Origin of the sequence: Paenibacillus sp. MSJ-34, assembly GCF_018918005.1 — a bacterium.
Taxonomy (GTDB): Bacteria; Bacillota; Bacilli; order Paenibacillales; family Paenibacillaceae; genus MSJ-34.
In genome coordinates this window covers 47588-62015 of record NZ_JAHLPR010000031.1, presented here as the reverse complement: position 1 = coordinate 62015, position 14428 = coordinate 47588, and the positions used below count along the sequence as shown (strand labels likewise).

At 53.1% G+C, this 14428-nt stretch carries 15 protein-coding genes; 1 reads left to right on the top strand and 14 read right to left on the bottom strand.

What is annotated here, in order from left to right:
• Window positions 1-42: 42 nt before the first annotated feature.
• The 14 genes from KQI79_RS16510 to KQI79_RS16445 all read right to left on the bottom strand — a co-directional run bounded on the left by KQI79_RS16510 (window position 43) and on the right by KQI79_RS16445 (window position 12593).
• Window positions 43-345, bottom strand: coding sequence for a hypothetical protein (locus KQI79_RS16510; RefSeq protein ID WP_216539353.1), 303 nt, complete (start codon window positions 343-345; stop codon window positions 43-45).
• A 365-nt stretch (window positions 346-710) separates the two neighbouring features.
• Window positions 711-1511 carry an SDR family NAD(P)-dependent oxidoreductase gene (locus KQI79_RS16505; RefSeq protein ID WP_216539352.1) on the bottom strand — a complete coding sequence of 267 codons (801 nt, stop codon included), beginning with the start codon at window positions 1509-1511 and terminating at the stop codon, window positions 711-713.
• Between the two features lie 49 nt (window positions 1512-1560).
• The gene (locus KQI79_RS16500; protein ID WP_216539350.1) at window positions 1561-2739 is read right to left on the bottom strand and encodes an acyl-CoA dehydrogenase family protein; all 1179 of its coding nucleotides are present in this window, start codon (window positions 2737-2739) and stop codon (window positions 1561-1563) included.
• An 821-nt stretch (window positions 2740-3560) separates the two neighbouring features.
• Window positions 3561-3782, bottom strand: a complete 222-nt coding sequence (locus KQI79_RS16495; RefSeq protein ID WP_216539349.1) for a hypothetical protein — start codon at window positions 3780-3782, stop codon at window positions 3561-3563.
• The gene (locus KQI79_RS16490) at window positions 3779-4489 is read right to left on the bottom strand and encodes an ABC transporter ATP-binding protein (protein WP_216539348.1); all 711 of its coding nucleotides are present in this window, start codon (window positions 4487-4489) and stop codon (window positions 3779-3781) included. The genes KQI79_RS16495 and KQI79_RS16490 overlap by 4 nt, the downstream gene beginning before the upstream one ends.
• A complete protein-coding gene (locus KQI79_RS16485; RefSeq protein ID WP_216539347.1) occupies window positions 4482-5258 on the bottom strand; it encodes an ABC transporter ATP-binding protein in 777 nt (258 codons plus the stop codon). Before KQI79_RS16485 ends, KQI79_RS16490 begins: the two co-directional genes overlap by 8 nt.
• 27 nt (window positions 5259-5285) lie before the next feature.
• Entirely contained in the window at window positions 5286-6200 is a 915-nt protein-coding gene (locus KQI79_RS16480; RefSeq protein WP_216539346.1) for a branched-chain amino acid ABC transporter permease, read from the bottom strand.
• Window positions 6197-7078, bottom strand: coding sequence for a branched-chain amino acid ABC transporter permease (locus KQI79_RS16475; RefSeq protein WP_216539345.1), 882 nt, complete (start codon window positions 7076-7078; stop codon window positions 6197-6199). The genes KQI79_RS16480 and KQI79_RS16475 overlap by 4 nt, the downstream gene beginning before the upstream one ends.
• Window positions 7079-7140: 62 nt before the next feature.
• Entirely contained in the window at window positions 7141-8295 is a 1155-nt protein-coding gene (locus KQI79_RS16470) for an ABC transporter substrate-binding protein (RefSeq protein WP_216539344.1), read from the bottom strand.
• Between the two features lie 34 nt (window positions 8296-8329).
• On the bottom strand, window positions 8330-8737 hold the full coding sequence (locus KQI79_RS16465) for a PaaI family thioesterase (RefSeq protein WP_216539343.1): 408 nt from the start codon (window positions 8735-8737) through the stop codon (window positions 8330-8332).
• Between the two features lie 28 nt (window positions 8738-8765).
• The gene (locus KQI79_RS16460) at window positions 8766-10331 is read right to left on the bottom strand and encodes a class I adenylate-forming enzyme family protein (protein ID WP_216539342.1); all 1566 of its coding nucleotides are present in this window, start codon (window positions 10329-10331) and stop codon (window positions 8766-8768) included.
• Entirely contained in the window at window positions 10328-11305 is a 978-nt protein-coding gene (locus KQI79_RS16455; protein ID WP_216539340.1) for a zinc-binding dehydrogenase, read from the bottom strand. The genes KQI79_RS16460 and KQI79_RS16455 overlap by 4 nt, the downstream gene beginning before the upstream one ends.
• Window positions 11306-11320: 15 nt before the next feature.
• The gene (locus KQI79_RS16450) at window positions 11321-12130 is read right to left on the bottom strand and encodes a VOC family protein (RefSeq protein ID WP_216539338.1); all 810 of its coding nucleotides are present in this window, start codon (window positions 12128-12130) and stop codon (window positions 11321-11323) included.
• Between the two features lie 166 nt (window positions 12131-12296).
• The gene (locus tag KQI79_RS16445; protein WP_216539337.1) at window positions 12297-12593 is read right to left on the bottom strand and encodes a hypothetical protein; all 297 of its coding nucleotides are present in this window, start codon (window positions 12591-12593) and stop codon (window positions 12297-12299) included.
• A 223-nt stretch (window positions 12594-12816) separates the two neighbouring features.
• Here KQI79_RS16445 and spoIIP point away from each other — a divergent pair, with 223 nt between their 5' ends.
• Entirely contained in the window at window positions 12817-14163 is a 1347-nt protein-coding gene (gene spoIIP, locus KQI79_RS16440; RefSeq protein ID WP_216539336.1) for a stage II sporulation protein P, read from the top strand.
• The last annotated feature ends 265 nt before the right edge of the window (window positions 14164-14428 follow it).

Sequence of the window (14428 nt, the reverse complement as noted above, 5' to 3'; positions counted from 1 at the left end):
TCCGTTCTAGGTATATATATGTAAGCCGATTTGTCCTTCATGTTATGCGGGAATAAATTGAGACAACCCCTGCCGGACCGATCGGCCGTGCAGGGGCGGGCATTGCTCGTTAACTCTTGCGGATACAGGCTGACACCGGTCAGCCGCATCGATGATGGCAAAATCCTCCGCACCGATGGTGGCAGAAACCGCCGCAAAATCCTCCGCAGAAGCCGCTGCAAAATCCTCCGCAAAAACCGGCGCAGAAACCGGCGCAGAAACCGCTGCAGAAGCCGATACAAAGACGGGTCGGATCAGCCTGATTTGGGCCAGATTGCTGTATTCCCGGGTACGGCCCGGCGGCATACTGACTTTGATTCCACGGCGTCATTTCTCCCGTTTGGAATTGGTTCACGCTTAATTGTTGAAGATCGTTTTTGAAATCGTTCATTTTTTACAAACCTCCGTAAATTTTTTAATTGTTGAGGAAAAGGAATATTTGATTACAATCTATGGAATCATCTCCGCACTTGTTACTGATGAAGACGCCCATTTTTTAGGCCATTGTCCTTGGTCGTCTCTAATAAGACATCGCCGGACGCTAATTCATCCCGTTTTCGCCGCTCAAACGAAAATCGGGAACGAAAATGCCTTAGTTACGAATGAAAATTCGCAAACAAGGCATAAACGTCCCCAATGCAAGGGAATATTGCGGTTTGCCACCCATGATGCTATCTTAACAGCGCGCCGCCTGAAATTTTGACCGCTTCGCCGACGATATTTCCGGCTGCTTCCGTCAGCAAAAAAGCAACGGTCCGGGCTGCCTCCGCAGGCGTCGTGATTCTCCCGGACGGGATGCCTTCCTTGGTGCGGCGGATTTGTTCTTCAAGCGATTCTCCCGTATATTCCGATTGTTTCCGAATAACCGAATAGCCCATTTCCGTTTCGACGAAACCGGGGCATACGGCGTTCACGCGGATTCCATGCTTGATCGCCTCCAGCGCCATACAATGGGTAAAGCCGATCAAGGCGAATTTGGACGCCGCATACGCGGTATTTCCGTAGCTTCCCCTAAGACCCGACAAAGAGGATACATTCACGATCGCACCTTCCTTGCGGGTTTTCATCGACTCGTATACCTTCTGGGCGAGCAGGACGGACACTGTATAGTTCAGATGCATAACACGTGTCAACTGCTCCTCGTCAAGCTCCTCCATCGTGCCGGCTTCGTATATGCCCGCATTGTTCACCAGAAAAGACGGCGGTCCGCCCCATCTCTCCGCCTCGGCCACAAGAAGGTCACGGCCCGCCTGCTTCGACAGGTCGGCCGGTATTATATGAACGGCCGCTTCCGGAGCTTCCCGGATCACGGATCGGCGCAACCGTTCCAGCTTATCGGCGTTTCTTCCCGTGACGGTAACCGCTGCGCCCATGAGAACGGCCTCCCGCACTATCGCCTCGCCGATTTCGCCGGACGCGCCGGTTACGATTCCATGTTTGCCGCTTAACGCGTCTTTTGCAAAAACCGACATTCGTTCGCACTTCCTTTCCGCTCCGGCCATCCTCCGATCGGCCGGGCAATTACGGCTTTTCCTGCAGCGCCCTTCGCGCCAGCCCGAGCCGGACGGCGTCTTCCATCGGCGGATTATGGAGGCCGGCGCGTACGTCGCGGTACCATCTTTCCAGCGGAAGCTTGCGCGACAGGCTCGCCCCTCCGACAATTCGCATGGCAAGATCAACAACCGAAATCGCGTTGTTGACCGCCACCGTCTTCGCCAGCCCCAATTCGTTCCTCAGCGCGGATTGCCCTTGCGGATCGCGGTCCCAACGGTCCGCTACCGAGTACAGCAAGGTGCGGGCGGTAATAAGCTTTTCCTCGATCGCACCGATTTTGTCCTGAATGTGAGCCAAATCCGCGATCGGGCCCGGCAAGCTGTTGGGACGATATTCCCTGGCGTAACGGATGGCGAAATCTCTGGCCGCCCAAGCGATTCCGAGATAACAAGCCGGAATATGCAGCATCCAGCCGTTGCCGTCATCCTCATGCGGGCCCGGCGCCCGGTCCGCCCGGGTCATTCTATCGCGATCGGGCACGAATACGTCTTGGAGGATCAGGTCGTGGCTGCCGGTCGCTCTCATTCCTAGCGTGTTCCAGGTTTCTTCCACTTGAATCCCGGGTCCGCTTCGAACCAGAAAATCCGCCGTTCCCTCTTCGCCGTCCAGGCTGGCGGATACGATAAAATGGCGGAGAATCGGACTTAACGTACAATATGTTTTCCTTCCGCTAATCAGCCATCCTCCTTCGGCTCTGACCGCTTTCGTTTCAAACCGTCCGCCGCGCGTCGGACTCCCCGTAGCGGGTTCGGAGGCGAAGACGTTAATGAGCGCGCCATCCCTAGCGACTTCCCTGCAGAACTCGGCGAACAATTCCTCCGGCCACAGCCGCGTGCGCGAATAATGGAGCATCAGGCCGATATGCCATCCGACGGCCAAAGCCGTCGAACCGTCGCCCCTTCCGAGCCTCTCCTGGGCCAGAAGCGTTTCATACAACGAAGCGCCGTCTCCGCCGTACTCTTGCGGTACGGTAAGCTTCAAATAACCCGCTTTGCGCAATTCCTCAAAGTTATCGAACGGAAAAGAGCCTTCCTCATCGTGAACGGCGGCTCTTTCGGCGAATCCGGCAGCCAGCCGGTCGGCCATGGCCGTTATTTGTTCTTCTCTCTCGTTGCGTACAAAAGCATCGGAGTAACGTGACGGCATATGAAAGCCCTCCTACAAGTTTTATATAGCCGCTTTTGTCGAAATCCCCTTGGTTCAGAAGCCGTCTTTTCTCCGTCCTGAGCGAATGGAATTTCAACAAAGGGTGAAAAAAAGATGAATTCCGGGGCGATTCAACATTAACGCTCGAAACAACGCTGACGTGACATCGATAAAAGCAGCGGATTCGAGTTCAGGGAAGTTGTAAGGCGTGATTGGCCGGAACTTACCGTGGCGAAGACGAGAATTCCTGCAAAAATACAGATATTCAGCCATTAAAAACAGGAAATGAGGCAACAAGTCTGCGATGATACAGGAATTTCCGTCCCAAACCATCCCTTCCTCCATCGAAGCGAGAAAAAAGATGTATTATCGCAGGCATTGCTGCATCAACCGATCAAAACGGGTTAAAAGATGCACATGGAGTCAATTTCATCATTCACCACCGTTGGTGTAACCGGCTTTATTGCACGTATTGAAGGGCCTACCTCCCTAGGTAATCCGTGCGACTACGCTCCTTATTGCCGCTAACGAAACTCGCAATCCTTATTGGGCTCAAAATGAAGAGTTTCCCAATTTAACGAAAGTACGTATCGCTATTCATAGGAAATCGGCGGTTTTATCGCCTTTTTCCCTTCAATAGCGTGTTTCAGTTTCGTTACAACGAGCAACAAGGTGATTTACCAGGCGATCAGCGTGTCTACGTTTCGTTAGCGCACACGATGGGTCGTCGGCTCCAAGCGGTATTTTGAAATTGACTCCATTTGGTACCCAACACTCCAACAAAACCGGACATATGGCCGAAAATAGAGAATTGTGGGGCGCTAATAGGGTATTTTGATAGTGAAGCGCTCCGGCGCACGGTAACGCCCATACTGGTTCTGGGCCGGGGCCGACGAATTCGAGCCATGCCGCGGAAGCACCGAACGATAGTCCGGTACCAACGCTTCATGCAATGCCGCAACGCAAGCCGGAGAAGACGTGCGTTTCGCCGCGAAAGGGGGCAATTCGTTCGTCCAATCAGCCGCTATGTCCGTTACGCTCAAACGCCGATCGATCCCAAATATTCGGCCATCAGTTCGCTTTGCGACCTCAGTTTGTCCGGCGTTCCTTCCAGCTTGATTTCGCCGCTCTGTATAATATAGGCTCGATCCACATGCTTCAAAGCCAGTTCCACGTTCTGTTCCACAAGGAGAATCGTCATGCCTTCCCTATGAATTTCCCGAATAAGCTCAAAAACCTGCTTGACGACCAGAGGAGCCAAACCGAGCGACGGTTCGTCCAGAATAAGAAACGAAGGCCGAGACATGAGCGCTCTTCCGATGGCGAGCATCTGCTGCTCTCCACCGCTTAAATTCCCGGCGCGCTGCGTTTTGCGCTCCAGCAGGCGCGGAAAAAGCTCATACACCCTCCGCAAGTCTCCGGACAGTTTCTCACGGCCATGACGATACCCGCCGACATACAAATTTTCCTCCACCGTCAAATCGGCAAAGATCCTTCTCCCTTCCGGGACATGGCTGATTCCAAGGCGAGGCACCGCCGAAGGCGGAGTGCCGGTAATGTCGTTGCCCTGAAACATGATTTTGCCCGATGTAGGAGGCACCAGGCCGGAAATGCTGTTCATAATCGTAGATTTCCCGGCTCCGTTCAGTCCGATCAGCCCGACAATCTCTCCCCGATCCACGCGCAGACTCGCTTCCCTTACCGCCACGACGGAACCGTACGCGACGGTAAGCCGTTCCAACTCAATCATCCAGATCACCTCCCAGATAAGCTTCGCGGACGAGATCGCTGTTTCTCACCTCATCGGGCGTTCCGTGGAAAATCAATTTGCCGTAATCCAGCACGAGCACCTCCTGGCTCAAATTCATCACGACATCCATATCATGCTCGATCAGCACGACCGTCAAACGGCGCTCTTCCCAGACTTGCCGAATCAGTTCGACGAGTTGGCGGCTTTCATACGGATTCATTCCGGCGGCCGGCTCGTCGAGAAATAAAATCCGCGGCTGCGTGGCCATCGACCTTACGATTTCCAGCCTTCGCTGATCGCCGTAAGACAGGTTTACGGCCAGTTCGTCCTTTTTGCCCAATAATCCGAACGAATCCAGCAGCGATTTCGCCTTCTCTTCCGTCTCTTTCTCTTTGCGGCGAAACGAAGGCAAGCCGAGAATTCCGCGAGCGATGCTCAAATCCGACCTTTGATGAAATCCGGCAAGCACATTTTCCATCACGGACAAACCCTTAAACAACCGCAAATTTTGGAACGTTCTGGCGACGCCTTTCCTGGAAAACTCGTCGGGCCGTTTGCCATGGACCGCTTCCCCGCCGATTTCAATCGTTCCATGGGTCGGTTTGACCGCGCCGCTCAGCAAATTGAACAGCGTGGATTTGCCCGCGCCGTTCGGCCCGATCAAGCCGATGAGCTTCCCTTCTTCCAAAGCATAGGAAAATTGATCGACCGCCCGCACTCCGCCGTAATATTTGCATAATCCCTCTGCCTTTAAAATGATATTGTTCATGGTATTCGTCCCCTACTTGTACAAGGTTTAGGATCCTTTTTTGCCGAGAATCCCCTGCGGTCTCCACAACAGCACAACGACCAATACGAGCCCGTATATGAGCATCCGGTAGTCGGCCAAATCCCTTAGCAGCTCAGGAATGGAAGACAACAGAACGGCTCCGACGACAGGGCCGAGCAAAGTGGACATGCCTCCGACTACGACCATAGCCATGATCATGAAAGATTCCAACGGACTGAAGGTATCGTAATTGATATAAGTCATATAGTGGGCGAACAAGCTGCCCGCCATCCCCGCCAATCCCGCGGAAACGGTAAAAGCGATGACTTTATAGCGGACGACGTGGACGCCGAGCGTCGCGGCCGCGATATCGTCTTCCCGAATCAGGCGAAACGTCCGTCCGACCGGAGAACGGTACAAGCGCGATAGGCCGAACAAGACGAGAAGCAGCAATAGGAAGCAAAAATAATACATGCTTCTGTCGGTTCTTATTTCGAGCGTAAACAGGGAAGGGAACGGGATGCCCGGAATGCCGTTAGGCCCGTTCGTCAGCGTCTCCCAATTCAGCAGGACCATCTGCACGACAATGCCGAACGCCAGCGTAGCCATCGCCAAATAATGGCCTTTCAGCCTGAGCACCGGAATAGAGAACAGAAAGCCGACGAGTGCGGTAATCAGAATCGCACCGATCAAGCCGACCAGGAAAGGCAGGTCCGCACGCGTGGTCAGCAGCGCGGAAGTGTAGGCGCCGATGCCGAAAAAACCGGCATGGCCGGCCGACACCAGCTTGACCTGTCCTACCAAAACCCCTAAACCGAGAGATAGAATCGCGAAAATACAAGATATGACGGCAATTCTTTGAATATAGATATCATTGACGACTAGGGGGAAAAGCAGAAGAAGCGCAATGAGCGCGATAGCGGCAATTTTCTTCCTGTTCATAGTTTCTCCTCCACCGATTTCCCCATAATGCCGTTCGGACGCAGCAGCAGAACCCCAATCAATATCGCCATCGCAATCGCGTCTTGATAGGCTACGTTAATATAGCTCGCCGTCAATACTTCCAGCACGCCCAGCAGCAATCCGCCGACGATGGCTCCGGTCATGCTCCCCAATCCGCCCAGGATGGAAGCGGCAAATGCTTTCAGTCCCATGGAAAATCCGAGTCCGGGATAAATCGCGCCGTACAAGGCGCCCATGAGCGCCGTAGCCGCTCCCGCCAACGAAGAGCCGACGGCAAACGTAATAATAATGATCCACTCGGGACGGATTCCCATCATGCTGGCGGTTTGAGAGTCGCTGGCGGTCGCCCGGATCGCCCGTCCCGTCCGCGTCTTGAACAGCCAGTAGTTGAACGCCGCCATAATCAAGATACAGGAGACGAGAATGACCGCCCGGATGCCGGTAATTTGCAGGCCTCCAAAGTTCAAATTGCCGATGCCCACTTCCAGACGGTAGTTGATTTGGCCCGGTCCCCAAATGATCATGGCCAAATTTTGCAATATGAGCGATACCCCGATGCCGCTGATCAGAGGAATAATGGCTTCCGACTTGCGGTAAGGGCGGAAAGCGATTCTTTCCACGCCGATTCCCAATACGGCGGCAATGGCCATCGCCAATAAGAGAACAAGCCAGAAAGGCAGATGGCCGAACCCGAAAATCACGATCGAAATTAACACATATCCCGAGAACATCAGCACATCGCCGTGCGAAATATGAAATAAACGAAGAACCCCGAATATTAAAGTAAAACCTAATGCAATGAGGGCGTAGACGCCTCCCAAAGCGAGGCCGTTGATAAGTTGTTCAACGATAATCATGCCAAACTCCCCATTCGACAAGGATGCCCGCCGACCGCAAGAAAAGAGCAGGCATCGAAGGTTTATTTATGAAGCACAAACTTTCCGTCTTTGACTACCAGATTATAATATGGCTTGTTGACATCGTCTCGTTTCTCGTCAAACTTGATCTCCCCGGTCACGACCGGAAAACCGTTCAGTTTCTCCATCTCGTTCCGAATGCCTTCCCGCGTCGGGCCTCCCTTATCCAGTCCTTCCAGGACGGCCAGCGTGGCATCGTGAGCCAATGCGTTGAAGTACCCCGCTTCGTGGTTGAACATCTCCCGGAAATCTTTTACAAACGTCTGCACCCGCTCATCTTCGGCTTCCGGGAAGTACAAAGAGTCCAGATATACGCCTTCCACCGAGCTTCCCGCTTGCAGGAAACCTTCGGAGTCGAACGGAGAAGCGCCCATGAAATCGGCCTGTATCCCCATTTCTTTCGCTTGTTTAATAATGAGAACCCCTTCGTTATATAAGCTTCCCAAATATAGAAGGTCGGGATTGACCCCTTTCACTTTCGTGAGCGCGGACGTATAGTCGATGTTTTGTCCCGGAGGATAGGAATCGAAGACAGCCACTTCGGCCCCGAATTGCTCCGCAAACCGTTTAAAGGCGTCGGCGTTGGACTTGCCCCAGTCCGAGTTGATGTACAGCACCGCGATTTTTTTCTTGCCCAATATATTTACCGCATAATCCGCCAAGTTTTCCCCTTCCATGTCCTGTGTCGTGGAACTTCGGAAAATCCACTTCGTTTCCTCTTTGGTCAAATCCGGATGCGAAGCCGTCGGCGTAATCATCGGAATTTGGTTGCGCTCGTATATCGGAATGCCGGCATAGGTGGCCGAACTGCTCCAATGGCCGATCACCGCGAGCACTTTCGAGTCCGATGCGAGCTTCTGGGCAACATTGGCCGCTTCTTTGGGATCGTTCTTGTCGTCGCCGAACACAAGCCTTACTTTTCTTCCTCCATATCCGCCTTGATCGTTATATTTGGAAACCGCCAATTCCGCCCCTTCCTTGAAGGCCTTGCCGTACTCCGCTCCGTCGCCGCTCATGGGCCCGGCCACCGCCAGTACGATATCTTCCTGCGAAGAGCCGCCATTCTCGGCGGAACCGGCAGGGCTGCCGCAGGCGGAGACGACCAAAGTCAAGGCCAGCAGGACGGAAACGACGATTCCATACGTTTTGTTGTTCATGTTCATGCTCCTCCCCATGTATAGCGCATATCTGTTAAGCCTGTGCGGTGCTGTACAGCCCTCGTCCTACAGCGATTTGCTTGCCTTCGACGTTCTCGACGGCAATATCGGCGATCCCTAACGAACGCCCGTTTTTGACGACCGTGGCGATCGCATACAAATCTTCCTTGCGGGCGGGCCTCAAATAATCGATTCTTAGGTCGACCGTCGGCAGCCCCCGGTTGTGGAGCGTAATCAAGGCGAAATCTCCGGCAATATCGATGAGCGAAGCCAGGATGCCTCCATGAATATACGTTCCGGACTCGTCTCCCAGAAATTGTTCGCGAAACGGCAAACGGAGCTTAATATATCCTTCCTTCGCCTCGACAAGCTCCAATCCCAAAAACTGATGGTACCGCGGACGGTTCAAAATAGATAGCAAACGCTCTGTATCGATACTCATATGTTCATTCCTTCCCCCGTTCCCGATTCTACCGTTGAACGGTCTGCAATAATGTTTTCAATGCGGCTTTGTCGACCTTGCCGGTACCGGACAAGGGCAGGCGTTCGAGAAAAAGGACTTTGCGCGGATGGGCGTAAGCCGGACCCCGCTCCAGAAAGAAGTCCTTGACCTCCCGCTCCGACAGGGCGGAACCCGGACGTTTCACTACAAATGCGGCAGGGGCGTATCCTTTCATGTCATAAGGCATGCCGATCACGCATACGTCCGCGATATCGGGATGAAGCGACAGAATGTTCTCGATCTCTTTCGGATACGCTTTCTCCCCGCCGATGTTGATCATATCGTCCTGGCGGCCGATGATATAACCGTACCCGTCCCGATCGAACCGGACGAGGTCGCCCGTTTTCAGCCACCCGTCGGGAGTGATTCGCTTGCGCGTCGCTTCAGGCAAATTCCAATAGCCTTTCGCCACTCCAGGGCTTCTTACCCACAGTTCTCCGATTTCTCCCGGTGGAAGCGGGCGTTCTTCCCCGTCCGTACTGACCGCTCTTACTTCGCATCCCGGAACGGGCAAGCCCGACGAGCCTTGGCGTCCGGGCACCGAACGAGGCGACGCAAGCACCTGGGGCCCTCCTTCGGTAAGGCCGTAAGCTTCCAATATTTCGGCTTGAAACGTGTCCTGCAATTCCAGCTTCAGTTCCTCCGGAACCTCGGAGGATCCGCAAACGAGAAATTTCAAGGATGGCAGACGGTGGCCCGGATGTTCCTTGCAATAGGCCAAAATCATTTTATACATGGCCGGGACCCCGGTCGTATAGGTCACCTCATACCGCTCGATCGCGCGAACGACATCTTCCGGCTGGAACCCAGGCAAAATGACGAGGGACGCCCCTTTGAACAGGCACGGCTTCACGGCATTGATCATCGCGTTCTTATGGTACAGAGGAACCGAGACAAGAGACCGGTCCCCGCTTCCGATTCCAAGCGCCTCGCAGTTCGCTTCCGTATTCCACCATTGCCCTCCATGAGTCAGCATGCAGCCCTTCGGCCTTCCGGTAGATCCGGAAGTGTACAGCAAGAAACAAAGATCGTCGTCCTTCATCCGTTCAACCGTCAACTCGTCCGGCATGCGGGAAGCTTCCTTCTCGTAATCGATGGCGGCTGGGAAACCGCCTTCTTGATTCATCGGCTGATCGCCGACAAACACCCTCGGTTCCGTTACATGAGGCGATTTCACATGAACCGCTTTATCCGCCAACGATTCGTGATAGACGAGCAGCTTTGCTCCGCTGTCCGTCACGATATAAGAAAGAGCGCCCGTATCGAGCTTCATATTCAAAGGCAGCGGCACTGCGCCGATTCGCATCAATCCGAAACAGATTTCGATGAAGCGATAGTCGTTCGGGAACAACAGGGCCACCCTGTCGCCTTGACCGACGCCATAAGACCGGAACAGGTTCGCCGCCCGGTTCGTACGCCGCTCCAGTTCCCGGTAACTTACGGAGACGCCTTCCGCTATTAACGCAATTTGATCGGGAACGCGACGCACCGCTTCATGGAACAGCTCTCCGAAATTTCCCGATTGAGGTCTCACGGCTTTATAATCACCTTTCCGAAGATTTCCCTTTCCTCAATAATCCGGTGCGCTTCTTGAATCTCTTCGAGCGGAAGCACGCGGTCGATAATCGGCTTCAATTTGCCCTCTTGCACCAAGCTCAACAATGTTTCCAGATCGCTGCGCTCCCATGCGTTCGAACCTAATATAGCAATCTCCCTTACCCAAACGTATCTTAAATCCGTTGTCGCCTCGAAACCGGTTGTGGCTCCGCAAGTAAGGATTCTTCCTCCAACTTTAGTAGCTTTGATGCTCTTCGGCCACGTTTCTTTACCGGTATAATCGACGATGACGTCGGCGCCCTTTTTCCCGGTAATGTTCCAAGTTTTCTTGGAGAAATCCTCTTTAGCGTAATTGATCAAATAATCGGCACCCAAGCCTTTCAATTGTTCGAGCTTGCTGTCCGAGCTTGCGGCGGCAATGACGGTCGCTCCGGTCAGTTTGGCGATTTGGACGGCAGCCGTACCAACCCCTCCGCTCGCTCCCAGAATCAGGATCGTTTCGGACGCTTTCAATTGCCCTCTCGTAATCAGCATTCTCCAGGCGGTACCGTAAGCGATCGGCAGCGAAGCGGCTTCCTCAAAGGAGATGCCTTCCGGGATCGGAATGCAGTTCGCCGCCGGAACTTTGGCGTATTCGGACAACCCTCCCGTCAAGTCTTCGCCCAAAGCCTGCCCGTTGATGAGCGGATCGATCAGAACGCGATCCCCGAGGTTCACTCCTTGCACGTCGCCGGCGACTTCAACAACCTCTCCGGCAATGTCTCCTCCGGAAATATGCGGAAGCTCCAGCGTTCTTCCCGGAATTCCTCTTCGTACGAATATGTCCAAATGATTCAAACCGCAAGCTTTGACGGCAATCAGCACTTCCCCCGATTGAAGCTGAGGCTTCGGATATTGTCCAACGACAACGTTGCTGCGGTCTCCATGTTTGACAATTAAAGCTGCTCTCATTCTAATAAGCTCCTTTTAGTGAAATTGATATTCGCTTCCAAACAAGTCTTTCGTTTGCTTCGCCTCCGCGCCCTCGAAACGGACGAGAAACGGGCCGGGACCTTTCGCGCTTAAACGCTGCCGGGTCAATCCGGGACCCGTCGGGGAACAGAACACCAAATCCCCCCCGGGAAGGCGAAGCTTGATGCAGCGCGCCGCAATCTCCGGATCGTCAAAGGGTTGTTCGGGTTCCAGATTGCACAGTGCGCTCCAAGTTGCGACGGTTGCGTCTAGCGATTGTGAGGCAAATAGAACTTCCTGCAACCGGACGGGGCCGAGCGGATGCTCCCGAATCAACTGCCGTTGCTTCAGCTCTTGTTCGCGCTCTCGATCCGATTGCTTCCAATCGATAAAGAAAGGCGGCAAACTTTCATCGGATGCGAGACGCTCCACAAAAAACATCGACCATTCCAAGATACTTCCGTCCTGGCGGGTCCGCCTTCCGGGGAAGGGTCCTTTCACGACTCTCCCGAGCTTACGAATATATTCGGCCGCTCCTTCGATATCGTTCGTGCGCAGTGCGATCGTCGACAAGCCTTCGTTCCCTGGAAGCTCCCTTACGGCTTCCTTAATGAGTTCGTTGTCGTCGACTTTCAACGCCGTTTCCGGCCTGTTAATCCCGAGAAATTCGATATAGCTTAAACCGAAATAGCACAATGAATTGAACGAGCCCCACTGCGAGTGCTCTCCGCCCATCGAACCGACAAGTCCGATCTGCGTTAATTCCCGAAGCGCACGCTCAGGTTCCTTAACCAGGTGAACCAGATGGTCGAAATTGAATTTCACGCAATCACCCCCGTACGACGATTTTCGACTTCATTCGTTCAAACCCCTTATACCTATAAATCTTATTTGTTTTATCGGAATTAGTCAATATGAAATTACGGAATTGCTAAAAATCAAAAAAAAGCCTGCGCCTATCGACCCTATTGAATCGATCATCGCAAGCTTCTTACGAGCGGCTGTCTTTCAGTTTTTGATAGGCATCTATAAACGAAGCCGGATGTTCCCTCACATAAAATGTCCGCACGCCGCGGTTCGTATGCAAATAGAGAAATCCGATCGCATCGGCGCCGCGATTGGTCCGATAAGAAATATCGTACACCGTAGAAAGGGTAATTTGCTCGTCTTTCACGGCGATTTGATGCGGATACAGATGCATGTCGAATGAAAATTCCGTGATCCGCTTCTTCCCGTCGCGGATCTCCCTGACGATTTCGACGCATCGTTGAATAGCGATTGCTTCCATCCACGGCTCCTCCTTTCGGCAGTCGAGGGTGTCATGTTCAATTATAACAAGAGTGGAGCCCCGAATCCAAATGAAGCCGGATCCGGGCACGATTCGGACCGCTTTCGCACGAACAAGCCTCCGGTCATAGGTCTTACGTCACGTTTCGATTTGATAGGAGGGATTTCGCCAATCGATGTCGAAATGTATAGACGATATTATTGACATAGGGAGAGGGAGCAATTTGTTACGTTACAAACTACTAAGCGCAGCCGTTAGCTCTTTCCTGTTGATTGGCACGATGAATGTGGCATATGCCTCGAGCCCGGTATTGCAGGAAAAAGCCTTTATCATTCAACCCGATATCCAAGGAGAAGTCAAAGCCGCATATGCCAGAAGCACGGTAGACCGGCTGAATGTACGTACGAAGCCGAATTTAACCGCATCGATCGTCGAAAAGATCGGAAAGTCGAAGAAGTACGAAGTGCTTGACACGCAAGAGGAATGGGTGAAAATCAAATTGTCGGACGATAGTTCCGGCTGGGTATTCCACCAATACATAGAATATGAGAAGGCCAAACCGGCGAGTGCCGAAGTGAAACCGGCAGGCGCCGACTCTACCGAAACGCAGCCTGCGGCGGGCACTGACACGCCTCAGAATCAGGCAACGGTCGTAAATATTGTCGACGTGACCAATTTACGCAGCGGGCCGGGAACCGAGTACGACATTACCGGCAAAGCGCAGCCCGGCGAAACGTATCCGATCGTCGAGACGGAGGGGGATTGGTATCTTGTTACTCTCCCCGACCAAAGCACGGCTTATGTCGCAAGCTGGGTCGTACAAACCGACTTCCTGAGCCGAAACGGAATTGCGATTCCGCCCGCGATCACGGACGCGGAATTCGCGCCGGCATTGTATATCTATCATACTCATAATCAGGAATCATGGAAAAATATCGCACGCAACACAAAAGGAACTTCCGTCGACGACCCGGAAGTGAACATTACGTTGGTCGGAAAACACTTAAGCCAGCTTTTGCAGGAGAAAGGCATCCCGGCCTTAGCCGGAGAAGAGGATATTACGAAGCGGTTGAAAGAGGAAAACTTGAATTTCTCCCAATCGTACAAAGTATCCCGCAAAGCGGTCGAGAAAGCGATGCAGGAGCACCCTTCCCTTAGCTACTTCTTCGATATTCATCGCGACGCCAACGTTCCGCGCGAGAAAACGACGGCGACGATCGACGGCAAATCGTATGCGCGCATTCTGTTCGTCATCGGCACCGCCCATGCCGGCTACGAGGAGAATAAAGCGTTCGCCGAAGCGTTGAACGAACTGTTAAACGAAAAGTATCCGGGATTGTCGCGCGGCATTCTTACCAAAAGCGTTCATCAAGGGAACGGAGAATATAACCAGTCGCTTTCCCCCGGCAGTCTGCTGATGGAAATCGGGGGCACGAACAATACGCTGCAGGAAAGCTTGCATGCGGCGGAAGCGATCGCCGACGTATTCGCGGAATATTACGGCTCGAGAAACGCCTCTGCACCCGACAAGCAGTTGGCTGCAGTGAAGGCAACGAAGCGCAATGCATAAAGGGAAAACGGAGGAGCGGACCTTCTGGTTCGTCTCCTCCGTTTATTAGTTTCGTCTAGTTTCGTCGCGCATCCTATCCTTCCGCCCGATATTCCAGGATAACCTCTTGATGCAGGTTGTATAAATTACAACATTTAAGTATGTTAAGGGGCGGGGTGGCATTGCATGCTGCACGTTCTACAACATAGAAGCACACGAAGGGCATCATTCCCTACATTTGCCCCTCAAATGTTGTATTAATTACAACATTGGCGCCGTGTCCGTA